Source organism: Achromobacter spanius (genome assembly GCF_029637605.1).
Classification (GTDB): Bacteria; Pseudomonadota; Gammaproteobacteria; order Burkholderiales; family Burkholderiaceae_B; genus Achromobacter; species Achromobacter spanius_E.
The window spans coordinates 3,345,493-3,370,399 of the sequence record NZ_CP121261.1; the positions used below are offsets into that span (position 1 = coordinate 3,345,493).

Consider the following 24,907-nt stretch of genomic DNA (forward strand, 5'->3'; position numbering starts at 1 on the left):
TTGCCCCTCAAGCCATCCTTCCTGATGGCTTGAGGGGGCCCGCTATTGCGGTGTTATCTGCGCCGCCTTCACGATATCGCCCCACTTTTGTCCCTCGGACACATTGAAGCGCGCGAACGTGGCGGGGTCCGAACCCACAGGCTTGGCGCCAAGCGCCGTGTACTGCGTCACGACGTTGGGCTGCTTGAGTGCTCGCGCGGCATGGTCGGCCAGCTTGGCCACGATTTCTGGCGGCGTGCCCTTGGGTGCCCACAGGCCATACCAGGTGCTGATATCAAACCCCGGAAAGCCGGAGTCCGCCATGGTCGGCACGCCGGGAAGCTCATCCACCCGGCGCGCCGTCGTAACCGCCACCGCGCGCAGCTTTCCGGACTTGATGAACGGCATGGCCGAAGGCATCGAGTCGAACATCAGCTGGATCTGTCCGCCCACCAGATCCGTCAATGCCGGCGCGCTGCCCTTGTAGGGCACGTGCTGCATCGTCAGGCCGGAGCGCACCTTGAACGACTCTCCCGCAAGCTGCTGCGCCGATGCAGACCCCGCCGATCCGAAATTAAGCGGCTGCGTCTTGCCCTGCGCGATCAATTCCTTAACGGTACGAACCTTGCCCGTTTGCGGCACCACCAGCACCAACGGCACGTCGGCCAACTGAGTGATGGGCGCGAAATCCTTGAAGGCGTCGTAGCGCATGGACTTGTAGATATACGGATTGATCACGTGCAAGGATGCGTTGGCCAGGAAGGTATAGCCATCCGGCGCGGCACGCGCCACGAGATCCGCGCCGATCATTCCGCTTGCGCCCGGCCTGTTGTCAACGATGATGTTCTGGCCAATGGTCTTGGACATTTCCGCGGCCACCAGGCGCGCCACGATATCCGTCGGGCCGCCCGGCGGATACGGGACGACCATGGTGATGGGCTTGGTCGGAAACGCAGCGTCCGCGGCCAGCGAGGTCAATGGGCCTGTGGCCAGCCCCAAGGCCAGCGCGGCGGCGGCCAGTTGCGGGATGGGTAGTGCTACGCGGGAGCGGCTCGCCCTGCGGGCGAGTCGGGCAGTGATGGCATGCATGGGTTTGTCTCCGTCGTTATTGTGATCGCCACCTTGCCGACGACTTGTCGGCTTTCCAGGGCGGCGAGTGCTGCGGCAAGACCGGTGATCGGATAGACCGCCGTTACAGCTGGCCGGATCCGCTTGCTGCGGGCCCAGTCAAACAAAGTGGACATCGTGCGCTGCATGGCGGGCGCGTGGACGATGCGTTCGTCAGCGGGCGTCCAGCCTATGTAGCGGCCAAAGAAAAACCCATGCAGGGCAATGTTCTTCACAAGCAGCAGGTTCAGTGGCACGTCGGGAACTCGGCCGCTGGCGAAGCCTACCGAGACCATCCGCGCATTGGCCGCCGCCGCGCGCACGCTGCGCTCGAAGGCGTCGCCCCCCACGGCATCCAGCACCACGTCGGCGCCACGTCCGCCGCTTGCCGCCTTGACCGCCTGCACCATGTTTTCGTCGGCAGCGAACGCATGCGCGGCGCCCGCCGCCAGCGCGGCCTGGCGCTTGGCATCCGAGCTGGCGCAGGCCAGCACCGTGGCGCCCAGCGACGACGCAATCTCCACCGCCGCCAAGCCGACGCCAGACCCGGCCCCCAACACCAGCACCGTGTCGCCAGGCTGCATGGCGGCACGCCACAGCAAGGCGCACCAGGCCGTTCCGTAGGAAATGGGAATGGGCAGCGCGGACAGCAGCGGCAAGTCGTCGGGCACGGGATAGACGGTGTGCTCGGGCAAGGTCAGGCGTTCCGCATAACAGCCCCAGCGCGACAGCGCCACCACCTTGTCGCCCGGCTTCAGGCGCGTGACTTCCGCCCCGCAAGCAATGACACGCCCGGCCGCTTCGGTGCCCGGCGCGAATGGCAGGGGCGGCCGGCTTTGATAGCGCCCTTCGATCAACAGCTTGGTTGCGTGGCTGACGCTTGCGACTTCCACGGCAATCGTGACGTCGTGGGGGCCAGGGGCCGGAGCGTCCGGCATGTCTCCCGGCAAGACGTCTTCAACCGGACCATGGCGTTGGCAGATCAGCGCGCGCATCAGCAGCCCTCCTGCGCAGATGGCGCTTGGCGCAACACACCCATGTCCAGCATGGACTGAATATCTGACGGCGCTACCCCCCACTCCGTCAGCACGGCAACCGTATGCTGGCCGATCTCGGGCGCGGCTTGCAACGGCCGGCGCGCAGCCGCGCCTGGCACGCGTGCGAACGGCAGTGGCCCACCGCCGGGCTGCGACAGCGGCTCCAACAGGCCGATATGCGCGGCCTGCGGGTGCGCGGCCAAACTGTCGTAGTCCCTGACCCGCGCATGCAGCACGTCTTCGCGCGTGAAGCTCGCGACCCAGTGCGCGGCAGGCTGCGTCGCAAGTTGCACGGCCAGTTCGCGATGCAGTCGTTCGCGCTGCGCCATGCGACCTTCGTTGCTGGACAGCGCCGGGTCGGCCAGCCAGTCGGTGCGCTCCAGCGCACGGCAAAGCCGCGCGAACTGGTCGTTGTTCAGCGCCAGGACCGACAGGCTTGCGTCCGCCGTACTGAACACGCCGTTGGGCGCGCTGACCGCGCCCGTCGCGCGTGACCCCGCCATGCCGTACGCAAGAATGTCGTTGACCTGCAATGCGGCGCAGGCCTGGAACAGGCTCAGTTGCACGTGCTGGCCGCGGCCCTCGCGCGCCTGCTGATACAGCGCGGCGCTGGTGGCCTGCACGGCATACAGCGCCGTGGCAATGTCGGCCATCAGCAGGCCGATCCGGCGCGGCTCGCCCTCGGGCGTCTGGTTCGCGAACATCAGCCCGCTGTCGGCCTGCATCACCGAGTCCGACGCTGGTGCGTTCGAGCTGGGGCCATCCGGCCCGTAGCCGCTGATGGACACGTACACCAGGCCCGGGCAGCGCTCTGCCAGACTGTCGTAGCCCACCCCCATGCGTTCGGCGACGCCGGGGCGGAAATTCTGGATCAACACGTCGGCGCGTTGTGCCATCTGCGCCAGCAGGGCTTTGCCCCGAGGCTGGCGGGCATCCACGCATACGCCGCGCTTGCCCACGTTGTAGGCAATCGACAGCGCGCTCTGGCCGTCGCGCACGACACCGACATGGCGGCCCCAATCGCCGTCCGGCGGCTCCACCTTCACGACATCCGCGCCTTGCTGCCAGAGAATTTGGGCGCAGTAAGGGCCGGCGATTCCTTGGCTGAGGTCGAGTACGCGCAGGCCGGAATATGGGCCTGAATGCGGGCCTGAGTGCGGGCCTGAATGCGGGGCTGAATGCGAGTCTGACTGCGGGCCGGATGTAGGGTCGATCGGCGTGGTTGGCATGGGTGGGATAAAGGCAAGGACAATGCGGTCGATGCTAGACTCGCCAGCATCATTGGACAATCCACCAACTTGTTCCTTGAATGGTGAATGATGATTGACAATATGCCGGACCTGAACCTGGTCAGACTCTTCGTGGCAATGGTGGAATCACGCAATCTGAGCGCCGCCGCCGTGCGCTGCGGCATGACGCGATCGAACATGTCGCATCGGCTAAAGCGGCTTGAGCTGGACCTGGGCGCGCAGCTCTTCCGGCGCACCACCCGGCATGTCGAACTGACGCAGGCCGGCCAGTTGCTGTATCAGCACGGCATCCGCCTGTTGGACGAGATGCGCGCAGTGCAAGCCGCCATCGATAGCCTGGACGGCGCCGTCAGGGGCGACGTGCGCATCCGGCTGCCGACGGGCCTGGGTCATCTGTATCTGGCGCCTGTGCTGCTTGAATTCGCGCGCGCGCATCCCGATATTTCGCTGCGCGTGCATATCAACGACGGCATCGGAGACCTGATCTCCGCCGAAGTCGACATGGCGCTGAAGATCACCTCATCGCCGCCCGAGGACCACGTGGCTCGTCGGGTATGCGGCATCCAATGGTGCCTGTGCGCGTCGCCAGCATTCCTGGCGGAAAACGAACCGGTGCAGAAGATGGAGCACTTGGGGCGATGCGATCTGATTACCCCGCAGTCCCTGGGCCGCCGCTTTGACCTGCGCTTGAAGCAGGAGCACGGAGACCCGCTGATCCTGCGCGTGACGCCCAGGCTGCAATCGGGTGACTATCCGTTCCTGCGGGACGCGGTCCTGGCGGGGCTGGGCGTGGCCTTGCTGCCCCGCTACGCGGTATGGGAACAGTTGCGCGACCAGGAACTGCTTGAAGTGCTGCCCGAGTTCGAGCCCGAAGGCGTCGGCGACGCCATCTATTTGCTCACCGCGCCCAACCGCTTTCCGTCCATGGCGACGCGCGTGCTTGCCGACTTTATCCGCGAGCATATTGAGCGGCATGTGCAGGACTGGACAAGCTTGCGATCGCGAGCTGCCGGTCGCGACGCTGCGGGGAATGGAGTATCGGTTCTACGATCCGATTGAATGCCGGCGGCGGGGCGAGGCGGCGGCTATGGGTATTCCTGGCGGGCGTGCATGACAGCTATGACCCCGATGTGGTCGGCTCGGACTTCGTAGACCAGGATGTAATTGGGATGTGCCACGATTTCCCGCGTACCTGGCACACGGCCCGGGCGGTAGAGGTACGGATGTTCTGAGGCTGGGTGCACTGCGTTTTCGATCAGCTCGTGCATGCCGATGGCTGCATGCACGTCGTATTCCGCGATGTAGTTGGTGATCTCGTCCAGATCATCGAGTGCGCTAGCACTCCAAAAGATAGGAAGCATCGTTGGCCGGTTGTCCTGTTGCGATACCGGCTATTAACGGTCTCGACTGCGCCGCGTAGCTGGCGCTGCATCATGATCGGCCAGCTTTTTTGCCAATTTTTCACGGATACGCGCCATCGCGGCATCGTGCGGAATGCTCGGGCGCGGGTCGTCCCGGCTGGCCTGTACTTTCGCACGAAACCAGCGGTCATAACTGACCGCTTGCTCTTCGGTTTCGAATTCCGAAACGATAGGGGAGAGGGTTGGGCTCATGGCAAAAGCTCCTTTTATGACCGGCCATTTTAAGGCACTTGGAGTCAATAGGGGGAAAGCGCGATGTCAGGGCTTCATCCTAGGCCTGCAGCTTGCGCGAGGCCGCAATTTCAAGGTGAAAATTGCAATCTGCCCCCAAAATTCAGAAGTAGAGAATTTTGTGAGCGTCTGAAGCTGAGCGCGCTGAACGCACACGCTATGTATCCGTGGACGCGGCATCGACACAAAAACGCTGTGCGTGAAAAGCCAAGTCCCGCATACGCAGGTGCGACGCCACCGGCCAGCGTGATGTCGACACTTCGTTGGTCGGGGTCGAATTCATTAAATGATCTACGGTATTCTCACCCCCGTCCGCCCGACGCCACGACGTAATTTCGCCGCACACCTTTTGCCGATCAACAAGGGAGTCATCATGAAACGCCATTCGCGCGTCTTTATCGTTGCCGCAATCGCCGCGGTGCTTGCCGCTTGCGCCGCCACGCAAACCAAAGCGCCCATCACCGGCAACACGCACGCTGGTGCAACGTTGAAAGCCGACGTCGCCCGGAACATTTCCATGCAGGCCCAAACACAATTGAATTGCCAGAAGGTCGACGCGATTCAAACCGAAGTCGTGAAGGTCAACCCGGTCGGCACCGGCAGTTCAGCCGCTTCCCGGCAGTATGGAAGCGTCGACGAACGATGGATTGTGCAGCTGTGCAATCAACAGATTCCGTTCCGGGTGACGTTGACGCCGGATGGCAAGGGCGGAACGTATTTTTCAACGTCGCGCGAAACGTATTGATCGACAAAGGATTTGGCATGTCCCACGCAGGCCCGACTTTGGATGACAACGCGGTGTACAGGACCTTGCTGGAGTCGACCAAGGCGATTCCTTGGAAGATCGATTGGGCCACGATGAAGTTCGCCTACATCGGCCCGCAGATCGAGGCATTGCTGGGCTGGAGCACTGAAAGCTGGGTAAGCGCCGAAGACTGGGCCATGCGCATGCATCCCGAGGACCGCGAGTACGTGGTGAATTTCTGCGTCACCCAATCCCAGGCCGGCGTGGACCACGAGGCCGACTACCGCGCGCTGACCAAGGACAACGGCTACGTGTGGATTCGTGATGTGGTGCACGTCGTGCGCAACGGCAGCGGCGACGTCGATTCGCTGATCGGCTTCATGTTCGACATCACCGAACGCAAGAAGACCGAAGAAACGCTGCTGAGCCTGCAAAAAGAGCTGGAGGTACTTTCCTTCAAGGACAGCCTGACGAATATTGCCAACCGCCGCCGCTTCGATCGGTGTTTTGAATTGGAATGGGAACGCGCGGAAAGCGAACAACGCCCCCTGTCCGTGCTGCTGTTCGACGTGGACTTTTTCAAGCAATACAACGATTTGTATGGCCACACCCAAGGCGACAACTGCTTGGTGGAAATTGCCCAGACGCTGAGCTTGGCGCTGGACGGCCCCCGCGATCTGGTGGCGCGTTATGGCGGCGAGGAATTCGTCGTGCTGCTGCCCGAGGCCGACGCCGAGGTTGCCCGAAAAGTCGCCGAACGCTGCCAGCGCCTGCTTCGGAAAAAATCCATTCTGCACGCCCTGTCGCCGCATGGCAGGCGCGTCACCGTCAGCATCGGCGCGGGCACGGTGGTACTTGATGGAAAGGCGGAACGTGCCGACTTCATCAAGGCCGTGGACGAACAGCTATATGCCGCCAAGCACAACGGGCGCGACCGCGTTGAGCATGTGCAATGGCGGTCGTGAGCGGGCTCAACGAATAGAATCCGACATCCGCGGCTTGCCGCACGGTGCGCCGGCGTGTTGCTGACGGGCCGCGCCAGCTTGGTCATCCCAAGCTCTTATGCCAAAAAAGTACGAAATCCATAGTTCTTTAGAACCCCTTGACATAAAAAAACGCAGTGTCGATGATGCAGAAGGCCCCGCTTCGCCGGGCCACCATCGGTAGAACACAGCGCCGGGTTCTCAAAGGCGCGGCAACCAAAGAGGCATGCCATGGAGACGCTTCCCCCAAACCTTGCCCGACGCCGCCTGCTGGCAGGCAGCGCTGGCGCCCTTGCGGCCGTTGGCCTGGGCGCCACAGGTGCCGTCTGTGCCACGGACGCCGTCGCTAACACCACCGCGACCAAAGCCGCCCCCGCAGCCAAGCCCTTGCCAGCCTACGCGGCATGGAAAGACGCCGACAGCGTCATCGTTCATAGTGCCAACACGATCGAAACCAAGCGCAGCGCCTTTGGTGACGGGGTCATCACGCCATCACGCCAACTCTACGTACGCAACAACCTTCCGCCACCCGCCGCGTCCGTCCTGGACGACCGCGATGCATGGACCATCGAGATTGTCGGCGTGGAGCAACCGCGCACCCTGACCGTGGGGGATCTCAAGGCGTTGGGCGTGGAAACGCTGGCCACGGTGCTGCAATGCTCCGGCAACGGCCGGGGCTTTTTTCCGCACAAGCCCAGTGGAACGCCATGGGAGGTGGGCGCGGCCGGCTGCGTCATGTGGTCAGGCATTTCCGTGCGCACCTTGGTCGAATACCTGGGCGGCCTGAAGGGCAAACCCGTCTACATGACGGGCACAGGCGGTGAAGTTTTGCCCGAAGGCTTGGATCCCATGTCCTTGCTTGTAGAGCGCTCGGTGCCGCGCGAGGCCATGCAAGATGCCATGCTGGCCTGGGAAATGAACAACGAGCCTCTGTCGCTGGCTCACGGCGGCCCGCTGCGGCTGATCGTTCCTGGTTATACCGGCGTCAACAACGTCAAGTACATCAAGCGCTTGGCCTTCACTGACGAGCAGAGCCGCGCGAAGATCCAGCAAACCGGCTATCGGCTGACACCGATGGGCGCCAAATCCAGCCCCGACCAGCCGTCCGTTTGGGCCATGGAGCCCAAGTCCTGGATCACCGCGCCTGGCACGGATGGGCAGGCCCTTAAGGCGGGACGTGCCGTCGTGCGGGGCGTGGCGTTCGGGGGCATGCATGCGGTCAAGCGGGTGGAGGTCTCGATAGACGGCGGCAAGACCTGGAAAGAGGCATCGCTTATCGGGCCGGACCTTGGCAAATACGCGTGGCGACAGTTCGCGCTGCCCATCGATCTTCCGGCGGGACAGCACACACTGGTCAGCCGCGTCGAAGACACAGCGGGCAATGTGCAGGTGGAAAAGCGATTTGAAAATGTACGGGGGTATATCAACAGTAGCTGGCAGGATCACGGCTTGGCAGTCAATGTGTCATGAACATGGCGGATTGATGCAGAGCAGGTTTGTGTCAGCTCCTACACCGCGCCGCCTTACAGGGTGGCGGATATTCCCCCTGTTGGCGGCGGCCCTCATATGCATGCCGGGCAGTTTGACCATCGCCGCCGAGCCCGCTGATGCCGAGGCTGGCCGCGCGCTGTTCCTGAAGGGCTCAACGCCGGCCTGCGCCGTTTGCCACACGATGGCCGACGCGGGCGCCAAGGGGACCATTGGACCGAGTCTGGACGAGCTCAAGCCAGACGCGCAGCGAGTCATGCAGGCCGTACGCAACGGCATCGGCGTCATGCCGGCTTTTGACGCGATGAGCGATGGGGATGTACAGGCGCTTGCGAACTATGTGGCCAGCGCAACCGGCGCAGCGCAGTAGCACCGGGACGCCATCGGCCTGACCTGGCCTGTGCCGACGAACCGCAAGCTACAGGAACCCGATCCACCTGCCCGCTACCAGGCAGCCCGTCCACAGCAGCAGCGAAACGGCGGCCTGGCAACGCAGCGCGCCGGACGGGCGGTCTCCCTGCAGTACCCGCCCCCATGCCCCGCCCCGGCGCACGAACCAGGCGTTGATCGCACCCGCGCCCAGCAAGCCCATCTTCACCACGAATGCCGGATTCTGCAGGTATTCCTGCGGACGCACGGTAAACAGCGTGGCGCCGGTCAGTACGGCCAGCGCAAGCCCAACCGCGGCCGTGCGCGCCAACACAGGCGCCAGCAGCGCCAGGGAAGTGGGCTTGAGGACGCCGAGCAGGCGCAGGTCCAGCGGAACGATTGAACCGATCAACAGGCCGATGGCGCCGATATGGGCGGCGTTGATCAGAAGGTACAGCGTTCCGGACCGTCGCAGCCACATCGCTGGCGGCAGGGTCGTAAGCTGTTCCAGCGCCAGCCGAAGCAGTTCAGGCATGGCTGAGGGCCGTGCGGCTCAGGGCTTCTTGATGCGGCTGGGATAGATGTCGTAGGTCTTGCCGCCCACCTTGATCTGGACGGCCTTCATGCGCTTGTTGCCAGCGTCCTGATCGCGGTTGCCAATGGCGGTGATGGCGTCGCCCGGCTTGGCGGACCCCTCGACAAATCCCGCTTCCTTCGTCTGGTTGGGATTGCCAAGTTCGACCACCCAGACACCATCGCTGGCTCGCACCCTCAAATTGGGATGGGGCGGCGCGATCTGCACCTGCTCGATCGTGCCTTGCAAGGTCATCTGTTCGGATTCCGCCCAAGACCAACCGTGATGCGCCATGGCCGCGGGGGCCACTGCCGCCAGCGCGGATAACGCCAGCCCTGCCAATAACACGCGTTTGGATAGCTTCATGTCGATGCTCCTGGGTTGCGGTTGGGCTGCCGCCATGGCCCGGCGCTGCAGCGTGGCGGCCAGTGAGCCAAGCATAGCAGCGGGATGGCGGTTTCAACCACGGCGGACAGCGGCTATGCCCAGCCCTAGTACAAACCCGGGCACCGCGTCGATCTACCCATTTTTACAGGCCAACTTCTGTGAACCAAATCTCAGGTTGAATGAACGTCGACATTAGGTTCACGCGCCTGCGCCAGCCAGTCCAGCGCGGCCTGCACCGCGGGCATACGCGTGCCCTGCTGGCGATAGATGGCACCGATTGCGCCGAAATTTCCCTCGATGCGCAAAGGCAGAACATCCAGCGCGCCCCGGTCGCGGTAGAACTCCGCGATGGCGGTCGGCATGGCCGCGAGCCAATCACTATGGTCGATATGGGCCAACGTTGCCAGCAGCGAATTCGTATGCATGCGCGCCGGCGGCACCGGCAGGCCGGCCTGCTCGAACGCCCGCTCCAACCGTTCCCGCAACATGGTGCCCGGCAAGGGCAAGACCCACGAACGCCCCTGCAACTCGGGCAGATGCAGGTCGCGCCCACCTGCCAGCGGATGACCTGGCGCGGATACGATGCAGATCGGTTCATCGTGCAGGCGCATCGCTTCGCATTCGGCCGGCAGCGGACGTCCGCCCAGCCGGCCCAGAACGATATCCAACTCGTCCACGGAAAGCCTGTCCAGAAGGTTGTCCAGCACCCCCTCCACCAGCGTCACTTCCAAGGCGGGCATGCGTTGGCACAGCGCGGCTATCAGCCTCGGCGCCACCGTGACCGCTGCCGAGGGCAGCGTGCCCAGCCGCAGCAAGGCGCACCCACGTTCCTGCGCAGCCTGCAGCTCCGCCGCGACCCGCGCCGCCGAACCCAGAGTGTGGCGGGCGTGCAGGATCATGATGGAACCGGCGGCGGTGGGCTGAGTGCCATGGCTTGTGCGCTCGAACAGCGCATGGCCCACCTGCTCTTCCAACTGCGCCAGCGCCTTGGACGCCGCCGGCTGCGACATGTGCAGCCGATCCGCCGCGCGCCCCAGATTGCGCTCCTCATCAAGGGCAATCATCAGTTCCGCATGGCGTGGTTTCAGATGCGTACCAAGGCGTACGGGCATGGCATGGATAACTGAATGGTTATGGTTCGGTGAGTTTATTTCATTTCCCAGGCATGAACGCCCCGCCCATACTTTGCAGGCCGCGTTCCATGCGCGGCGTGGATGGAGACAGACAATGAAAAAGACACTGGCCGTGATGGCGGCCTGTACCGCCTTGGCGTCGTCGGGCGCGTACGCCGCGGATGCCTATCCGGCCCGGCCCGTGCAGGTCGTGGTTCCGTTCTCGCCGGGCGGCGCGGTGGACGTGCTGACACGGCAGTTGGCACAGCGCCTGCAGGCCCGGGGCTACACGATGGTCATCGAGAACAAGCCCGGCGCCGGCGGCAATATTGCCGCCAGCCTGGTGGCGCGCGCCAATCCCGACGGCTATACCTTGCTTATGGGAACCACCAACACCCATGGCATCAACAGCGCCTTGTACCCCAACATGCCGTACGACCCGGTCAAGGATTTTGCGCCCATCGGCATGGTGGCTGAAAACGTGGTGGTGCTGCTTGCAAACCAGAGCTTTCCGGCGAAGAACCTGTCTGACGCAGTGACTGTGCTGAAGCAGAATCCCGGCAAGTACACCTACGCCTCGCCTGGCGTAGGCACCGTGCATCAGCTTGCCATGGAGCAGCTGAAGCACGCCGCCGGCCTGGACGTGGTGCACGCAGCATACAAGGGCGCCGGGCCAGCGATGAGCGACCTGGTGGCCGGCCACGTGCCGCTGATGATAGGCGGCATTGCGCCGGCGCTGCCTTTCCTGTCCGATGGCCGAGTCCGGGTGCTTGGCGTTGCCAACCCCAAGCGCTATCCGGCCCTGCCCGATACGCCGCTGTTCTCAGAGGTGGCCCCCGGCGTGAGCGTGCAGTCGTGGATCGGCCTGTTCGCTCCGGCCGGAACACCGGCGCCGGTGATCGAGCGCCTGAGCGCCGATCTGCAAGCCGTGCTGCAGAATCCCGAATTTACCGCCGCGCTGCAGCCGCTGGGCATGGCTCCGCGTCCGATGACGCCGCAGGCGTTTGGCGACATGGTGCGCAACGACATGCCCAAGTGGAATGCAGCGGTGAAAGCATCGGGAGCCACGCAATGAAGCCCGACCGTCCCGTGAACTTTCTGCTGTTCATAACCGACCAGCATCGCGCCGACCACCTCGGCGCCTATGGCAATAGCGTCGTCGCGACACCCCATCTGGACCGCATGGCCGCCGACGGATGGCGCGCGGACAATATGCATGTGGCCACCCCCATATGCATGCCGAACCGCGCCAGCCTGATGACAGGCCGCTACCCCTCCGCCCACGGCGCGCGCCACAATGGCATTGCGCTGTCGCTGCGCAGCAGGACCTTTGTGGACATGCTGGGCTCGGCGGGCTGGCGCACCGGCGTGGTGGGCAAGCTCCATCTGCAGAACATGACGGACATCCCGCCTTCCTGGCCCGTGCGCGCCGAGGATCGTCTTCCGCTGGAAGCGGTAGCGCCGGATGCCAGCGGGCGCTACGACCAGGAAAACCGGCGCTCCTGGCTGGAACGCGACGATTATGAGTTGAGCTATCCCTACTACGGATTCCAGCAAGCGGACCTGGTGGACGACCATAGCGATCAGCCCCACGGGCATTACCGCTATTGGCTGCGCCGCCATCACCCGGAGGTGGAAGCGATGATCGGCTTTGAAGCCGCCATCGATACCCCGGAATATGAGCTGACCCGCATTCGCCAAGCCTGGCGGACCCGCGTTCCCGAGGAACTGTATCCCACGGCGTACATCGCGGATCGCACGATCGAAAAATTGCGCGAATACAGCCAAGGCGACAGCCCCTTCTTCCTGCAGTGTTCCTTTCCCGACCCACATCACCCCTTTACGCCGCCGGGCCGCTACTGGGACATGTACAAGCCGGAGGACATGGAGTTGCCAGCGTCCTTTCACGCCGGGCATTCCATACCGCCGCATGTGGCATGGCTGCGCGACCAGTGCGACAGCGGCAAGGCCGTCAGGCACACTCCGGCGATCTTCGCCTGCAACGAGCGCGAAACGCGCGAAGCGCTGGCCTTGAACTATGGATCCATCGCCAATATCGACCACCATATCGGACGCGTGCTGGCGGCCCTTGAGCAAAGCGGCCAGGCGGAAAACACCGTGGTGATCTTCACCAGCGACCACGGCGACTATCTGGGTGACCATCAACTGATGCTGAAAGGCCCGATTCACTACCGGGGCCTGACCCGGGTGCCGTTCATCTGGCGGGACGGCGCCGGCGCCACCGAGGGTTCCGCCAGCGATGCGCTGGTTAGCACGATCGACATCGCGCCCAGCATCCTGGCGCGCGCGGGCGTCCAGCCCTACAACGGCATGCAGGGGCACGATCTTGCGGCGGTCATGTCGGGCCAGACCACCGGCGTGCGCGATGCGCTGATGATCGAGGAGGAAGGCCAGCGCGTCATCCTGGGTTTCGACCGCCGCATTCGCTGCCGCACGCTCCTGGCGAAAAACCACCGGCTGACGATATACGACGGCGCAGACTGGGGAGAGCTATACGACCTGCGTCAGGACCCGCACGAGCTGCAAAACCTCTGGGACACGGCGCAGAGTGCGCAGGTTCGCGCACGCCTGCTGGAGCAGTTGTCTCGGGCCATGCTGTCCCACATCGACACCAGCCCCTACCCTACGGCGTTGGCGTAGCCGATACGCTGTCATTGAGGAGGCTTCGGCTAGGCTCGCAAGCCCTCTGTCGAAGTTCATTTATCTTCGAAGCCGATCTCCATTTAATTTAAAGACTTAGCGAAATTTGGTTCATCCACTTTGGCCAAAATGGTTCATTGAACTTGGTATTTTCTCGGAAAAAGTTCATTGAAGTTGGAACTGTCGCTACGCCATGCCCGTCGGGCATGTTCCTGTTGTGCGTGAATGGCCGCGCGCAGGCCTGGACAGATCTACATGGCACCAGACTGGAGTGGAGATGACCGGCCATCACCCAAGCGATTTCACTTGAACGCCTGCACGATCACGTGACGCTCGCAGCTGTCCGGCGCGCAGGCATTGACACGCCGTGCTCCTTGTAAAGACAAGCATTTGGACGCCGAGCGTACCGCGTTCGCGTGCCTGTTTTCATACCCGCCAGAGTTCCCCGTTACTCGGGCTGGATGCCAGCCTGCTTCACTTTGTCTCCCCAGACTTTTTGCTGCTGAGCCACGAAAGGAGCAAAGGCCGAGGCCGGCGCGGGCGTAGGCTCCGCGCCCATTTGCGTCAGCTTCAGCTTGATCTCGTCGGATGAGACGATGCGGTAGAGCTCGTTGGCCAGCCGCTTGGCGATGGGTTCGGGCAGCTTGGCCGGGCCGAAGATACCAACCCACGCGGCCAAGTCGAAGCCTGGCTGCCCCAACGCCTCGGACACGCTAGGCAGATTGGGCGCCAGCGCGCTACGCTTTTCCGTCGAGACGGCCAACGCCTTCAGCGTGCCCGCCTGGATGTGCGCAGCGGCGGAAGCTAGATCCACGAACATGAAGGTTGCACGCCCTCCGATAATGTCGGTCATGGCCTGCGGCGTGCTCTTGTACGGAATAGCCGCCGCGCCGAGTCCGGTCATCTTGTCAAATGAAGCGGCGGAAATCTGCCCGGTGCTGTTGCCATAGGCGTAGTTCAAGCTGCCCGGGTTGGCCTTGCCGTAGGCCAGCAGGTCTTGGACGTTCTGGATGGGCAGCTTGGCGCTGACGGCCAGCACGAACGGAAAATTGCACACCTGCACGAGCGGCGTGAAATCCTTGATTGGGTCGTAGCGCAGGTTCTTATAGAGGTAAGGGTTGGACGAATGGGTGGTGTTGGTGGCCAGCATAATGGTGTAGCCGTCGGGTTGAGCGCGCGCGACAAGATCGGCCGCCACCTGCCCTGAGGCACCGGGCCGGTTCTCTACGATGACAACCTGGCCCAGCGCCGCCTGCAGACGTTCGCCGATCAGGCGCGCGACGATGTCGCTGGCGCTACCCGCGCCAAACGCCGTAATCAGTTTCACCGGCTGCGACGGATAATCCGCCGCTCGCGCGGCGCTGGCCAAGCCCACAGCCAGCGCCGCGGCCGCGCATAGCGGCGTCAAGATGGAACGCAACATGTCTCTCTCCTTGGTTTGGCGCCGCCCTTGTGCCGGACGGTCGCGGGTAGGCCTTCCAGGCCTGTCGTGATAGATGCCGGAATGGTGTCAGCCGCCCGCCGGGACGCTGGCAAGAATGCGCATGGCCTGTTTCAGGTGTGGGCGGTCCAGCATTTCTCCGTCCAGTTGCAAGGTGCCCGTGCCCGGCGCGTCTTCGAAGGCCTGCACGATGCGCCGCGCCCGCTCCACGTCCGCGGGATCTGGCGTGAAGGCCTGGTTGATGATCGCGACCTGGTCCGGGTGGATGGCGATCTTCCCGGTAAAGCCTGCCCGGCGCGCCCGCGTGCTGTCTTGCCGCAAACCATCGCCATCGCGGAAGTTGCCCCAAATTGTGTCGATGGCGGGCACCCCCGCCGCGTGCGCGCCCAGCAGGCATAACGACCGCGCCAGCTGATAAGTGAAGTCATACTCGCCGTCTTCACGGCGGTTGCTGGCGGCGCCCAGCACGGCGGCTAGGTCCTCCGCTCCCCAGGTCAGGCCGCGCAGCCGCGCGCTGCAATCGGCATAGCTGCCCAGATTGAACATCGCGCCGGCAATTTCGGTAGCCACCGGCATGATGCCTATGCCGCCGGCTCGCAAGCCCTCGCGCGCTTCCAGCGCGGTCAGATAGTGATCCAGCACGACGATGTCGCGGGCGCCCCGCCCCTTTGGCAACAGGATGGCGTCGGGCGCTGCGCGCGCGACCGCCGCCAGATCGTCCAGGGCCAATCCCGAATCCAGCGGGTTGATGCGCACCCACAGCTGCGGCCCGCTATCCGGGCGCGCGGCCAGGTACTCCCGCACCATGACACGCGCGGTCGGCAGGCGCGCGGCGTCCACCGCGTCTTCCAGGTCCAGTATCAGCGCGTCGGCGCCGCTGCCGAGTGCCTTCGCCAGCTTTCTTTCGCTGTCCCCCGGGACGAACAACATCGATCTCAATGCCATGTCTTGCTCCTCAACGTCCTTGAAAATGGGGCGGCCGCCGCTGCGCGAACGCTTCGGTGCCTTCGGCCACATCCTGCGAGTCCTGCAACAGCCGCAGGAACAGTTGTTCAAGCCGCAGACCCGTCGCCAAGTCGGCGTCGCGGCTACGCAGTGCCAATTCTTTGGCGGCCTGCACGGCTAGCGGCGCATTGGCGGCCAGGCGGCGGGCATACGCCATTGCCGCGGGCAGCAGTTCGGCTTGCGGCACCACGCGGTTGACCAGCCCCCAGCGCAGCGCGGCGTCGGCGTCGAAAGCATCGCCCAGCAGCAGCATTTCCATGGCGATGGCGTGCGGCAGTTGCTGCGCCACGCGCTGCGTGCCACCGTTGGCGGGAAAGACGCCACGCTGCACTTCCGTCAGCCCGAACGTCGCCGCGGGCACGCACACGCGCAGGTCCGTCGCCAGCAGCAGAGTCATGCCGCCGCCAAGGCAATGGCCGTTGACGGCGGCCACCACCGGCTTCCAGACCTCCAGCCCGCGGTTGAGCAACTGGCCTTGCTGCGTGTGCATCAGCGCCGCCAGGCTCGGCGGCGCACCGACAAAGGACTTCAGGTCGGCGCCCGCGCAGAAGGTGCGTTCACCCGCCCCCGTGATGAGCGCGACGCGGATGGCGTCGTCGTCCCGCACGCGGCGCCACGCCTGCGACAGAGCGTCGTAATGCGCATGGTCCAACGCGTTGCTTTTCTCGGGGCGGTTAATGGTGATCCGCGCCACCCCGTCGGCTTCATGAAAATCGATGGCCATGTCAGTCAGCCTCCCCGGCGGCGACCTTGGGCTGGCGCGCCTGCAGGTAATGTGCAATGGCGGCTTCGTCATAGCCCAGCTCGGTAAGCACCTGGCGCGTGTGCTGGCCCACCGTAGGTGGCGGCGAAGACGGAATGGGCCGCTGACCGTCGAATCGCAGCGGCTGCGACACCACGTTCAATTCGCCGTGCGCGGATTCCTCAAAGCGGTAAATCATGTCACTTGCTGCCATGTGATCGTGCGTCAGCACCTCGCCCACGCCCTGGATCGGTGCGCAGGGTATGCCGGCGCGCGACAGCCTTTCGATCCAGCCGTCGCGACTGTCTTCGCCCATGATCGCAGCGACGCGCTCCAGCACCTCGGGGCGATGGCCCACGCGATCGGCGTTGGTGGCGTAGCGCGGATCGTCGGCCAGTTCCGGCTGGCCGGCCTCGTTGCAGAAAGTGCGCCATAGCGTGTCGTTGGCCACGCCCAGCAGCAGCGGCCGATCATTGGCTTGAAACACTTGGTACGGGCACAGAGACTCATGCGCCGAGCCCCAACGGCAAGGCTCGGTGCCGCGCTCCCAATAGCTCTGCATGACGTAGCTCATAAAGCCGACCGAGGTGTCAAACAGCGAGGCCTCGACCTTGCAACCCTTGCCCGTGCGCAGCCGCCGCACCACCGCGGCCAGGATGCCGGTAGCCGCATGCATGCCGGTGGCCTGGTCGATGGGGGAAATCGGGCTGCGGATGGCGGGCCCGCCTTGTTCGCCCGTAATCGACATCATGCCGCTGAAGGCCTGCAGGATGACGTCATAACCCTTGCCGCGATTCAGTGGCCCTTTGCTGCCAAAGCCGGAAATGCTGCAATAAACCACGTCCGGCCGCAGCGCGGCGGCAGAGGCGTAGTCGATGCCCAGCCGGGTAGCCACGCCGGGGCCAAAGCTTTCCACGACGATGTCGGCCGTGGCGATGAGGCGCTGCGCGGCCTCGCGGCCTTGGGCGGACTTCAGGTCCAGCGCCACGCTGCGCTTGTTCCGGTTGACGCTTAAGAACACCGTGCCGTCTTCCTGCCGGAACGGCGGCCAGCGCCGCGTGTCGTCGCCTTGCAGCGGCTCCACCTTGATGACTTCGGCGCCCATATCGCCCAGGTACTGCGTGCACAGCGGCCCGGCAAGCACCTTTGAAAAATCCACCACCCGCAATCCTTGTAAGGCGTCCATCGTATCGACCTCCTCTATGGGCACGCGCCGCCTTGGCTCAAAAGGCAACGTTGGCGCCGCCCTTGGTTTGAATCATGGCCCGCGCCTCATCGGGCGTGGCGATCTCGAACGACAGCTCTTCCAAGATTCGGCGAATCTTCGCGACTTGCTCGGCATTGGAGGTGGCCAACTTGCCACGGCCCGCATACAGGCTGTCTTCCAGGCCCACCCTGACGTTGCCGCCCAGCAGCGCGCTGGCGGTGACGAACGGCAACTGGTGACGGCCGGCGGCCAGCACCGACAGGTAGTAGTCGTCACCAAACAGGCGATCGGCAATGGTGCGCATGTGCAAGAGGTTGTCGTGGTCGGCACCGATGCCGCCCAGGATGCCGAAAATGCATTGCAAAAAAAACGGCGGCTTGGCGAGCCCGCGGTCGACGAAATGCGCCAGGTTGTACAGATGCCCGACGTCGTAGCATTCGAATTCAAAGCGCGTGCCCACGTCCGAAAGCTCGCGCAGGCCGCGGTCGATCTGCGCAAAGGTGTTGGACAGGATGAAGTCGCGCGTCATCTCCAAATAAGGCTTCTCCCAATCGAACTTGAACTCGCTGATGCGCTCGCCCGCTCCGGCAATGTTGAAGTTCAGCGACCCCATGTTCATCGATGCCACTTCCGGCTGTGCCCACTTGGCCGGGGCTAGCCGCTGGTCCAGCGACATACCCAGGCCGCCGCCCGTCGTGATGTTCAGAATGGCGTTGCTGCGCGCCTTGATTTCGGGCAGAAACTGCGCGAACAGCTTGGGGTCCTGATCCGGACGGCCGGTTTCGGGGTCGCGCGCATGCAGGTGCAGCATGGCGGCGCCCGCTGCGGCCGCGGCTACCGCGTCGTCAGCGATCTGCTTGGGTGTAATGGGTAGATACGGCGACATCGACGGGGTGTGGATCGAACCCGTGACGGCGCACGTGATGATGACTTTCGGGGATTTGCGCATGCCTGTCTCCTACAAAGTCGGGTCGTGGCGCCCGGGTGATTCCGCCCGGAAGCCGGATACGCAAGGCCGGCTAGTACGACTTCGGCAGGCCCAGCACTTTTTCTGCGATGTAGCAAAGAATCAATTGCGGCGACACAGGCGCAATGCGGGGCAGCATGGCCTCGCGAAAGTAGCGCTCAACGTGATACTCCTTGGCGTATCCCATGCCGCCGTGCGTCAGCACCGCGGTCTCGCAACTCCGAAAACCCGCTTCGGCGCAAAAGAACTTGGCGGCGTTAGCCTCGGCGCCGCATGGCATGCCCTGGTCATACATCCACGCGGCGCGGCGATACAGCAGTTCGGCCGCCTCCAGTTCTACCCAGCGTTCAGCCAGCGGATGCTGCACACCCTGGTTCTGGCCGATCGGCCGGTCAAAGACCACGCGTTCGCCCGCGTAGGCCGCCGCACGGCGCAGGCCCGCGCGGCCCAGCCCGGTCGCCTCGGCGGCCAGCAAAACGCGTTCAGGGTTCAGCCCGTGCAAGATGTACGAGAAGCCCTGCCCCTCTTCGCCGATGCGATCCTCGACCGGCACCTCGAGCCCATCGATGAACAGCTCGTTGGAGTCCACAGCCTTGCGGCCCAGTTTTTCGATCTCGCGTACGGTGACGCGGCTGCGGTCCAGGTCGGTATAGAACAGGCTGAGCCCCTGCGTCGGGCCGGTCACCTGTTCCAGTGGCGTGGTACGCGCCAGCAACAGGATCTTCGTGGCCACCTGAGCCGTCGATATCCAGATCTTCTGCCCATTCACCACATAGCGGTCGCCGTGCCGCACGGCCTGCGTGCGCAGCTTCAGCGTATTCAACCCCGTGTTGGGCTCGGTCACTCCAAAGCAGGCCTTGTGTTCGCCGCTGATGATCGGCGGCAGCCAGCGCGCCCGCTGTGCGTCGCTGCCATGCACCACCACCGGATGCAGGCCAAACACATTCATATGGACGGACGAAGCGCCCGCCATGCCCGCGCCGGACGCCGCCACCGCCTCCATCATCAGTGCGGCTTCCAGGATGCCCAGTCCCGCGCCGCCGTACTCCGTAGGCATCGCCACGCCCAGCCACCCGGCATCGGCCATGGCCCGGTAGAAATCCTCGGGAAACCCGCCTTCTTTGTCCTTTCGGGTCCAGTACTCATCGTCAAACCCCGCGCACAGATCCTGCACGGCGCGGCGGATGGCGGTCTGTTCTTCACTCAGCGCGAAATCCATGGGCAACCTTATCGGGTGGGAAATTCGGCAATGGCGGATTGGCCGCGCTTAGCCACGCTGGATAGCGGGTTGGCGCAGCATCAACGCGACGCGTCGGCAACTTGCCACCAATTCGTCGCGCTGGTTGTAGGCGCGGTGGTCGAACACGACGATGCCGTTCTGCGGACGCGAACGGCTTTCACGCAGCTCCAGCACCTGCGATTCCACGCGTAGCGTATCGCCGGCAAAAACCGGGTTTGGAAAGCGCACCTCGTCCCAGCCCAGATTGCCTACGGTGGTGCCCAGGGTGGTGTCGCCCACCGAAATGCCCACCATCAGGCCCAGCGTGAACGCGCTATTGACCAAAGGACGGCCGAACTCGGTCGTCTTGGCATATTCCGCGTCCAGATGGATGGCCGCGGGATTCAGTGTCATGGTGGTGAACAGGACGTTATCGGTCTCGGTGACCGTACGCCGCACGTCGTGCGTAAATCGTTGCCCGACTTGGAATTGCTCGAAATACAACCCGGCCATCATCGTCTCCTGTTGCGCATGCGGGATGGTTCCCGTCTGGTGCGTGGATATCCGTGCACGTTGCGCTAAAATGAACGCTAACATACTGTATGCATCCATACAATATCAGGAACAACCCCTAAGGAGACACCCATGCAGCGCGGAAAACAGGTCAATCGGCAGGTCGTACTGAAGGAACGGCCGCTGGGCATCCCCCAGGCCTCGCACTTCGCGCTGCACGACGCAGCCATCCCCGAACCCAAGGAGGGCGAGATCCTGGTCCGCAACTTGTTCCTGTCGGTCGAACCGGCCATGCGTGGCTGGGTCAACGCCGCGGCCAACTACTCCGACCCCGTGGCCATCGGCGAAGTCATGCGCGCCTTTGCAGCGGGCCGCGTCATCGCGTCGCGGCATCCAGGCTACGCCGAAGGCGACCTCGTCATGGGTATGCTGGGCTGGCAGGACTACGCCGTCACCGACGGTCGCGCCATTCGCCGCAAAGTCCGTGAAACCGATCTGCCCCTGTCGCTGTCGCTGGGCGTCTTGGGCATCAACGGCGTCACCGCCTACTTCGCGCTGAACGCCTGCGGCGACCCCAAACAAGGCGACACCGTCGTGGTGTCGACGGCGGCGGGGGCAGTGGGTTCGGTGGCCGGACAGCTGGCCCGCCACCTGGGCTGCCGCGCTGTGGGCATTGCCGGTGGCGCGGACAAGACTCGGCTGTGCGTGGAGGAATTCGGCTACGACGCCGCCTTGGACTACCATTCGCCCCAGATGGCCGAGGGCCTGGCCACCGCCTGCCCCGACGGCGTGGACGTGTACTTTGACAACACGTCGGGTCGCATCAGCGATACCGTCATCCCGCTGATCAATCGGCATGCCCGCATCGTCGTCTGCGGCACCGCATCGGTCGCCAGTTGGGATCCGTGGCCCACCGGCCCGCGCATCGAACGTCATCTGCTGAACAAGGCGGCGCGCATGCAGGGGTTTCTAGTGTGGGACTACGAGCACCGTTACGAGGAAGCCATCGACGTGCTGGCGCCCTTGGTGCGGCAAGGCAAACTACGGTATCGCGAAGAGATCCTGGACGGCATCGAAGCCGCGCCTGGATCAATCGCCGATCTGTACCAGGGCAAGAACATGGGCAAGCGGCTGATTCGGCTGGAGGATGAGTGAATGACAACAAAGATGGCGGCAGGCGGCGAGAACTGGGACCAGCGGCTGGGCTTTCTGATGCACGACGTCTCGCGGCTGCGCCGCAAGGTGTTCGATGAAGTCATGAAACCCGAGGGCATCACGCGGTCGCAGTGGTGGGTCATGGCGCACCTGTCGCGCCATGACGGCATGTCGCAGAGCGACTTGGCCGACGTGCTTGATCTAGGGCGCGCCGCGTTGGGCGGCCTGGTGGATCGGCTGGAGTCGCTGGGCTTTGTGCGCCGCGGCGCCGACGGCCAGGACCGCCGCACCAAGCTTGTGCTGCTGACCCCCGAGGGCCGCACCATGATTGAACGCATGCGCGTCAAAAGCGATGTCATGAGCGAAGCCATCCTGCAAGGGCTCAGCGTCGAACAGCGCCATCAACTCGCCGACATGCTGGGGCTGGTCAAGCGCAACCTGCTGGAGTTCGACATCACTCAGCTCTGACCCGCCGGTCCGCTCGAGAGGTTCATCCACGCTGGAACGCGAACGCTGGAGAAATCAGAAAAGCGGAGTGAATCAAAAAAGGCTGTGGCCCAACGACAGCTGTCGGCCGATTCTGTTGAAAAACTCGCGGCCGTCTCCGTCGTCTGGCAGAATTTGCAAAGCGCCAACGAGTTCGGAGAGCACCGACATGATGGGCCATCAAGCGAGCGGGCAAGAGCGGTTGTTCTACGCTTTCAACCTTGAAGACGTCGTTCCGCCGACCCATCTTCTTAGAGCCATCGATCGCTGTCTGGATCTGAAGGAACTCCACCAACACCTGGCGAAGCACTACAGCCATACGGGCCGTCCGTCCATTGACCCCGAACTTATGATCCGTATGCTGATCGTTGGGTATTGCTACGGCATCCGCTCCGAGCGTCGTCTGTGCGAAGAGGTTCAACTGAATCTTGCATATCGATGGTTCTGTCGTCTCGGCCTCGAGGATGCAGTGCCCGATCACTCGACCTTCTCCAAGAACCGTGCCACTTTATTGAGACCCACTCCGCGGTGGCCAACTGGTCGACAAAGTTCGGCAAGCCGCCAGCTTGCTCAGTGATGCTCAAAAAGAAGCTGCGCGAGGGGCCGTGTAGGTGCGAGGCCCACTTAGACTTTCTACGTCGGCGGTGATGGGCCACCGATGGCTGAGCGCCCTGGTCGCAGAATTTGCGATCAACCATCCGCAGGTCGCTCTCGAAGTTGAGTACAGCGACCGCATCGCCGACATCGTGGCTGAGCGTTTCGACGCAGCAATTTAGATTGGGGAGCTTGCCGACAGTCGCTTGGTTGCGACCAAGCTGTGCAATCACTTCAGAGTGCTTTGCGCTTCGCCCGCCTATCTCGACCGATATGGCGCGCCCCGCAACCCCGAGGATTTGGTTAACCACAACTGCCTGGGCTTTACAGGCCTTCTGTCCTATCCCGAATGGGAGCTGACGCCAACTGACGTCCGGCCCCGGACTGCTGGCGTTCGGCAACGAGCGGATAGCCCCAGGTGCGAGTCAGCGGCTCCAATACCCCCAATGACACCAAAGCGTTATTGACGGCGGCGTTGATGCCCCAAGCAATATGTCGAAGCGAAATTCTCGCAAGTACCTTGTCAGATTTCCACTGACCAGATACAGAAATAGAAATCTCGCGGTGCGCAGGCCGGTAACCCTCAATTAAGACGCGCGTGTGAGAGCCACGCCGCTTCCGAATATTTCTTTATAGCTTATGCATGAGCGTGGCTTTGAAGGCGATGGGACTTAAGCATGAGCTGCTTCTAACTTTCCTGCACTTTCGCATGCGTCTGCTGGTGGCGTTAGGGCTGCCTAGCCAGCGGCAAACTCCTTCGAAACCCGATTGGCAAGGAATGATGCGCATGTTCGCGCGCCAGACGGGCCAGCCGCTCTGCCAACTCCAGCGGAAAGGGGATTGCGCGCCTGGCGCCCAGATCGACGTGCAACGACAACTGCTCCATCGTTGCGGCCAGATAGTTTCCGCTCGTTTGCCATAGCTCCAGCAGGCAAAGCAGACGTTTGTCGTCCGCCTCCAGGACCCTTGCGCATAAGCGTAGCGGATCGCCGACAACCACCTCCCGCAGGTAGTTCACGTCGATGCGTATCGTATAGATGCCGCAATATGACTCCGCGGTGTAGTCCAGCCCGACGCCGAAAGCCTTCAGCAATTCAAAGCCGTGACGGTCGAATACCCCGACGTAGTGCGCGGCGTTCATGTGGCCATATTCGTCGATCCACTGCGGGTCAACGGTCAGATCAAGCGTGGGTAGTGTGGTCATAAGCTTCATGCAAGGGTTTCGGTGAGCCATTGCCTGACGGCGGCAATGGCGGAATCGTTCCATTTGTGTTCCGGCGCGACGAAGTAATAGCCCCCCATCTGCACCGAGATATTCGGCAGGATCTCCACCAGATCGCCGCGGGCGATCCTGTCATTGGCAAGCAGCTCGCTCACGAGCGCCACGCCCTGCCCCAATTGCGCGGCCTCCATCGTCAGGTGCCCATGCCATAACCTGGGCCCGCGAAGGATGGGCAACTGCGAAACGCCGACGGCGCGCAGCCATTGCTCCCATTGGTCAGTCGATTGTTCGTGCAGCAACGGCACCGTCACGAGGTCCTGCGGGTTGTCAACCTCGGGAAAGCGATCGCGAAACGTCGGGCTGCAAACCGCCAGGATGCGGGGCCTTGCGAACATCTCGGCACGCAAACCTTCACCAATCAAAGGCTGCTTCAGATAAATGATTTCGGCATCGGCCTCGTCCTTGCTGAAGTCGGGCCGCGCGGTGGTCGGCTGGAGGATCAATTCCTTTCCGTCCAACCGGCTCTCGAGTTCCGGCAAACGCATCAGAAGGCGGCGCGAGGCAAGCCCGGCCATACAGCAGACGTGTATGGCGTCGCCCCGGCCATGGACGAGTTCGCCGCAGGCGTCGGCAATGAGGTCGAGCGCGCGTTGCGTCTTCGCGGCAAATCTCTCGCCTTCACGCGTCAAGATCAGACCGCGGCCATCCTTTCTGACCAATTCGGTTCCGACCGCTTCCTCCAGGTTCTGGATATGGCGCGACACCACGGTATGGGAGATGGCCAGCGTATCGGCCGCTGCACGGATGCTGCCACTGCGACTGAACGCATCAAATGCACGGACGGCGATCAATGGCGGCAGGCGTCGATAGCTCATTTCGAATCTCGGGTACCGGGAAAGCCTTATATACAGCCATTTCGCGCTGCTTCCTCACAATAGGTGTTATCCCCTAAAAATAAAAGGTCCACATATCGTGTTCATAAGAAGCACCAATTCGTGATCTGCAAACTGCT

26 protein-coding genes and 2 pseudogenes are annotated in these 24,907 nt (G+C 63.4%); 11 read left to right on the forward strand and 17 right to left on the reverse strand.

Annotated features, from left to right (window positions below; translation table 11 throughout):
- Positions 1 to 42: 42 nt before the first annotated feature.
- Genes P8T11_RS14865 through P8T11_RS14875 form a run of 3 tightly spaced genes read right to left on the reverse strand, consistent with a single transcriptional unit; the run spans position 43 to position 3,352 of the window.
- Positions 43 to 1,068, reverse strand: a complete 1,026-nt coding sequence (locus P8T11_RS14865; RefSeq protein ID WP_268081222.1) for a Bug family tripartite tricarboxylate transporter substrate binding protein — start codon at positions 1,066 to 1,068, stop codon at positions 43 to 45.
- On the reverse strand, positions 1,017 to 2,081 hold the full coding sequence (locus P8T11_RS14870; RefSeq protein WP_268081221.1) for an NADPH:quinone oxidoreductase family protein: 1,065 nt from the start codon (positions 2,079 to 2,081) through the stop codon (positions 1,017 to 1,019). The genes P8T11_RS14865 and P8T11_RS14870 overlap by 52 nt, the downstream gene beginning before the upstream one ends.
- On the reverse strand, positions 2,081 to 3,352 hold the full coding sequence (locus P8T11_RS14875) for a CaiB/BaiF CoA transferase family protein (RefSeq protein ID WP_418910299.1): 1,272 nt from the start codon (positions 3,350 to 3,352) through the stop codon (positions 2,081 to 2,083). The genes P8T11_RS14870 and P8T11_RS14875 overlap by 1 nt, the downstream gene beginning before the upstream one ends.
- Before the next feature lie 90 nt (positions 3,353 to 3,442).
- Between P8T11_RS14875 and P8T11_RS14880 the strand changes: the two genes are divergently transcribed.
- Positions 3,443 to 4,432 (forward strand): LysR family transcriptional regulator, encoded by a 990-nt coding sequence (locus tag P8T11_RS14880; protein WP_268082350.1) that lies wholly within the window; start codon positions 3,443 to 3,445, stop codon positions 4,430 to 4,432.
- Positions 4,433 to 4,458: 26 nt separating this feature from the next.
- On the opposite strand, the gene P8T11_RS14885 is transcribed toward P8T11_RS14880, so the two are convergent.
- Both P8T11_RS14885 and relB read right to left on the reverse strand, forming a co-directional pair.
- Positions 4,459 to 4,734 carry a type II toxin-antitoxin system RelE/ParE family toxin gene (locus P8T11_RS14885; protein WP_268081220.1) on the reverse strand — a complete coding sequence of 92 codons (276 nt, stop codon included), beginning with the start codon at positions 4,732 to 4,734 and terminating at the stop codon, positions 4,459 to 4,461.
- Positions 4,735 to 4,767: 33 nt separating this feature from the next.
- A complete protein-coding gene (gene relB, locus P8T11_RS14890; protein ID WP_268081219.1) occupies positions 4,768 to 4,986 on the reverse strand; it encodes a type II toxin-antitoxin system RelB family antitoxin in 219 nt (72 codons plus the stop codon).
- A 325-nt stretch (positions 4,987 to 5,311) separates the two neighbouring features.
- Here relB and P8T11_RS14895 point away from each other — a divergent pair, with 325 nt between their 5' ends.
- The 4 genes from P8T11_RS14895 (at position 5,312) to P8T11_RS14910 (ending at position 8,611) form a co-directional block, all read left to right on the forward strand.
- Complete coding sequence (locus tag P8T11_RS14895; protein ID WP_268081218.1) at positions 5,312 to 5,770, forward strand: hypothetical protein; 459 nt, start codon at positions 5,312 to 5,314, stop codon at positions 5,768 to 5,770.
- A gap of 17 nt (positions 5,771 to 5,787) precedes the next feature.
- A complete protein-coding gene (locus P8T11_RS14900; RefSeq protein ID WP_268081217.1) occupies positions 5,788 to 6,735 on the forward strand; it encodes a sensor domain-containing diguanylate cyclase in 948 nt (315 codons plus the stop codon).
- A 249-nt stretch (positions 6,736 to 6,984) separates the two neighbouring features.
- Entirely contained in the window at positions 6,985 to 8,223 is a 1,239-nt protein-coding gene (locus P8T11_RS14905) for a sulfite oxidase (RefSeq protein WP_268081216.1), read from the forward strand.
- 100 nt (positions 8,224 to 8,323) lie between these two features.
- Positions 8,324 to 8,611, forward strand: coding sequence for a c-type cytochrome (locus P8T11_RS14910; protein ID WP_268081215.1), 288 nt, complete (start codon positions 8,324 to 8,326; stop codon positions 8,609 to 8,611).
- A 48-nt stretch (positions 8,612 to 8,659) separates the two neighbouring features.
- Here P8T11_RS14910 and P8T11_RS14915 read toward each other — a convergent pair whose 3' ends face one another.
- The 3 genes from P8T11_RS14915 to P8T11_RS14925 form a co-directional block, all read right to left on the reverse strand.
- Positions 8,660 to 9,145, reverse strand: coding sequence for a DUF6644 family protein (locus P8T11_RS14915; protein WP_268081214.1), 486 nt, complete (start codon positions 9,143 to 9,145; stop codon positions 8,660 to 8,662).
- Between the two features lie 18 nt (positions 9,146 to 9,163).
- Entirely contained in the window at positions 9,164 to 9,550 is a 387-nt protein-coding gene (locus P8T11_RS14920) for a DUF6152 family protein (protein WP_268081213.1), read from the reverse strand.
- A gap of 191 nt (positions 9,551 to 9,741) precedes the next feature.
- On the reverse strand, positions 9,742 to 10,683 hold the full coding sequence (locus P8T11_RS14925; protein ID WP_268081212.1) for a LysR family transcriptional regulator: 942 nt from the start codon (positions 10,681 to 10,683) through the stop codon (positions 9,742 to 9,744).
- 115 nt (positions 10,684 to 10,798) lie between these two features.
- Here P8T11_RS14925 and P8T11_RS14930 point away from each other — a divergent pair, with 115 nt between their 5' ends.
- Both P8T11_RS14930 and P8T11_RS14935 read left to right on the forward strand, forming a co-directional pair.
- Positions 10,799 to 11,758 carry a Bug family tripartite tricarboxylate transporter substrate binding protein gene (locus P8T11_RS14930; RefSeq protein ID WP_268081211.1) on the forward strand — a complete coding sequence of 320 codons (960 nt, stop codon included), beginning with the start codon at positions 10,799 to 10,801 and terminating at the stop codon, positions 11,756 to 11,758.
- Positions 11,755 to 13,344: a sulfatase family protein gene (locus P8T11_RS14935; protein ID WP_268081210.1), complete on the forward strand. Its 1,590-nt coding sequence runs from the start codon at positions 11,755 to 11,757 to the stop codon at positions 13,342 to 13,344. The genes P8T11_RS14930 and P8T11_RS14935 overlap by 4 nt, the downstream gene beginning before the upstream one ends.
- 448 nt (positions 13,345 to 13,792) lie before the next feature.
- Here the strand turns inward: P8T11_RS14935 and P8T11_RS14940 are convergent, their stop codons facing one another.
- From P8T11_RS14940 to P8T11_RS14970, 7 genes are all read right to left on the reverse strand, one after another.
- The gene (locus P8T11_RS14940; RefSeq protein WP_268081209.1) at positions 13,793 to 14,767 is read right to left on the reverse strand and encodes a Bug family tripartite tricarboxylate transporter substrate binding protein; all 975 of its coding nucleotides are present in this window, start codon (positions 14,765 to 14,767) and stop codon (positions 13,793 to 13,795) included.
- An 87-nt stretch (positions 14,768 to 14,854) separates the two neighbouring features.
- A complete protein-coding gene (locus P8T11_RS14945) occupies positions 14,855 to 15,730 on the reverse strand; it encodes an HpcH/HpaI aldolase/citrate lyase family protein (protein ID WP_268081208.1) in 876 nt (291 codons plus the stop codon).
- 10 nt (positions 15,731 to 15,740) lie between these two features.
- The gene (locus tag P8T11_RS14950) at positions 15,741 to 16,514 is read right to left on the reverse strand and encodes an enoyl-CoA hydratase/isomerase family protein (RefSeq protein ID WP_268081207.1); all 774 of its coding nucleotides are present in this window, start codon (positions 16,512 to 16,514) and stop codon (positions 15,741 to 15,743) included.
- Position 16,515: 1 nt separating this feature from the next.
- Positions 16,516 to 17,718, reverse strand: coding sequence for a CaiB/BaiF CoA transferase family protein (locus P8T11_RS14955; RefSeq protein ID WP_268081206.1), 1,203 nt, complete (start codon positions 17,716 to 17,718; stop codon positions 16,516 to 16,518).
- A 37-nt stretch (positions 17,719 to 17,755) separates the two neighbouring features.
- On the reverse strand, positions 17,756 to 18,688 hold the full coding sequence (locus tag P8T11_RS14960) for a 3-keto-5-aminohexanoate cleavage protein (RefSeq protein ID WP_268081205.1): 933 nt from the start codon (positions 18,686 to 18,688) through the stop codon (positions 17,756 to 17,758).
- A 70-nt stretch (positions 18,689 to 18,758) separates the two neighbouring features.
- Positions 18,759 to 19,925 carry an acyl-CoA dehydrogenase family protein gene (locus tag P8T11_RS14965; RefSeq protein WP_268081204.1) on the reverse strand — a complete coding sequence of 389 codons (1,167 nt, stop codon included), beginning with the start codon at positions 19,923 to 19,925 and terminating at the stop codon, positions 18,759 to 18,761.
- A gap of 48 nt (positions 19,926 to 19,973) precedes the next feature.
- Complete coding sequence (locus P8T11_RS14970; protein ID WP_268081203.1) at positions 19,974 to 20,438, reverse strand: MaoC family dehydratase; 465 nt, start codon at positions 20,436 to 20,438, stop codon at positions 19,974 to 19,976.
- Between the two features lie 132 nt (positions 20,439 to 20,570).
- On the opposite strand from P8T11_RS14970, the gene P8T11_RS14975 reads away from it, so the two are divergent.
- From P8T11_RS14975 to P8T11_RS14990, 4 genes and pseudogenes are all read left to right on the forward strand, one after another.
- Positions 20,571 to 21,593 carry an NADP-dependent oxidoreductase gene (locus P8T11_RS14975; protein WP_268081202.1) on the forward strand — a complete coding sequence of 341 codons (1,023 nt, stop codon included), beginning with the start codon at positions 20,571 to 20,573 and terminating at the stop codon, positions 21,591 to 21,593.
- Positions 21,594 to 22,061 carry a MarR family winged helix-turn-helix transcriptional regulator gene (locus P8T11_RS14980; RefSeq protein ID WP_268081201.1) on the forward strand — a complete coding sequence of 156 codons (468 nt, stop codon included), beginning with the start codon at positions 21,594 to 21,596 and terminating at the stop codon, positions 22,059 to 22,061. It begins immediately after the preceding gene.
- 187 nt (positions 22,062 to 22,248) lie between these two features.
- A pseudogene (locus P8T11_RS14985) lies at positions 22,249 to 22,581 on the forward strand (transposase); the annotation flags it as partial.
- A gap of 145 nt (positions 22,582 to 22,726) precedes the next feature.
- Positions 22,727 to 23,140, forward strand: a pseudogene (locus P8T11_RS14990) (substrate binding domain-containing protein).
- A gap of 260 nt (positions 23,141 to 23,400) precedes the next feature.
- Here P8T11_RS14990 and P8T11_RS14995 read toward each other — a convergent pair.
- Positions 23,401 to 23,877, reverse strand: coding sequence for a thioesterase family protein (locus P8T11_RS14995; RefSeq protein WP_268082349.1), 477 nt, complete (start codon positions 23,875 to 23,877; stop codon positions 23,401 to 23,403).
- Positions 23,878 to 23,882: 5 nt separating this feature from the next.
- Positions 23,883 to 24,770: a LysR substrate-binding domain-containing protein gene (locus tag P8T11_RS15000; protein WP_268081200.1), complete on the reverse strand. Its 888-nt coding sequence runs from the start codon at positions 24,768 to 24,770 to the stop codon at positions 23,883 to 23,885.
- Between the last annotated feature and the right edge of the window lie 137 nt (positions 24,771 to 24,907).

Coding starts and splice junctions, on each gene's coding strand:
- P8T11_RS14895 (WP_268081218.1), top strand. CDS start 5,312: ATGATCTACGGTATTCTCACCCCCGTCCGCCCGACGCCACGACGTAAT.
- P8T11_RS14950 (WP_268081207.1), bottom strand. CDS start 16,514: ATGGCCATCGATTTTCATGAAGCCGACGGGGTGGCGCGGATCACCATT.
- P8T11_RS14905 (WP_268081216.1), top strand. CDS start 6,985: ATGGAGACGCTTCCCCCAAACCTTGCCCGACGCCGCCTGCTGGCAGGC.
- P8T11_RS14870 (WP_268081221.1), bottom strand. CDS start 2,081: ATGCGCGCGCTGATCTGCCAACGCCATGGTCCGGTTGAAGACGTCTTG.
- P8T11_RS14980 (WP_268081201.1), top strand. CDS start 21,594: ATGACAACAAAGATGGCGGCAGGCGGCGAGAACTGGGACCAGCGGCTG.
- relB (WP_268081219.1), bottom strand. CDS start 4,986: ATGAGCCCAACCCTCTCCCCTATCGTTTCGGAATTCGAAACCGAAGAG.
- P8T11_RS14900 (WP_268081217.1), top strand. CDS start 5,788: ATGTCCCACGCAGGCCCGACTTTGGATGACAACGCGGTGTACAGGACC.
- P8T11_RS14915 (WP_268081214.1), bottom strand. CDS start 9,145: ATGCCTGAACTGCTTCGGCTGGCGCTGGAACAGCTTACGACCCTGCCG.
- P8T11_RS14935 (WP_268081210.1), top strand. CDS start 11,755: ATGAAGCCCGACCGTCCCGTGAACTTTCTGCTGTTCATAACCGACCAG.
- P8T11_RS14945 (WP_268081208.1), bottom strand. CDS start 15,730: ATGGCATTGAGATCGATGTTGTTCGTCCCGGGGGACAGCGAAAGAAAG.
- P8T11_RS14970 (WP_268081203.1), bottom strand. CDS start 20,438: ATGGCCGGGTTGTATTTCGAGCAATTCCAAGTCGGGCAACGATTTACG.
- P8T11_RS15000 (WP_268081200.1), bottom strand. CDS start 24,770: ATGAGCTATCGACGCCTGCCGCCATTGATCGCCGTCCGTGCATTTGAT.
- P8T11_RS14910 (WP_268081215.1), top strand. CDS start 8,324: ATGCCGGGCAGTTTGACCATCGCCGCCGAGCCCGCTGATGCCGAGGCT.
- P8T11_RS14920 (WP_268081213.1), bottom strand. CDS start 9,550: ATGAAGCTATCCAAACGCGTGTTATTGGCAGGGCTGGCGTTATCCGCG.
- P8T11_RS14965 (WP_268081204.1), bottom strand. CDS start 19,925: ATGGATTTCGCGCTGAGTGAAGAACAGACCGCCATCCGCCGCGCCGTG.
- P8T11_RS14930 (WP_268081211.1), top strand. CDS start 10,799: ATGAAAAAGACACTGGCCGTGATGGCGGCCTGTACCGCCTTGGCGTCG.
- P8T11_RS14885 (WP_268081220.1), bottom strand. CDS start 4,734: ATGCTTCCTATCTTTTGGAGTGCTAGCGCACTCGATGATCTGGACGAG.
- P8T11_RS14925 (WP_268081212.1), bottom strand. CDS start 10,683: ATGCCCGTACGCCTTGGTACGCATCTGAAACCACGCCATGCGGAACTG.
- P8T11_RS14995 (WP_268082349.1), bottom strand. CDS start 23,877: ATGACCACACTACCCACGCTTGATCTGACCGTTGACCCGCAGTGGATC.
- P8T11_RS14875 (WP_418910299.1), bottom strand. CDS start 3,352: ATGCCAACCACGCCGATCGACCCTACATCCGGCCCGCAGTCAGACTCG.
- P8T11_RS14940 (WP_268081209.1), bottom strand. CDS start 14,767: ATGTTGCGTTCCATCTTGACGCCGCTATGCGCGGCCGCGGCGCTGGCT.
- P8T11_RS14955 (WP_268081206.1), bottom strand. CDS start 17,718: ATGGACGCCTTACAAGGATTGCGGGTGGTGGATTTTTCAAAGGTGCTT.
- P8T11_RS14975 (WP_268081202.1), top strand. CDS start 20,571: ATGCAGCGCGGAAAACAGGTCAATCGGCAGGTCGTACTGAAGGAACGG.
- P8T11_RS14865 (WP_268081222.1), bottom strand. CDS start 1,068: ATGCATGCCATCACTGCCCGACTCGCCCGCAGGGCGAGCCGCTCCCGC.
- P8T11_RS14880 (WP_268082350.1), top strand. CDS start 3,443: ATGATTGACAATATGCCGGACCTGAACCTGGTCAGACTCTTCGTGGCA.
- P8T11_RS14960 (WP_268081205.1), bottom strand. CDS start 18,688: ATGCGCAAATCCCCGAAAGTCATCATCACGTGCGCCGTCACGGGTTCG.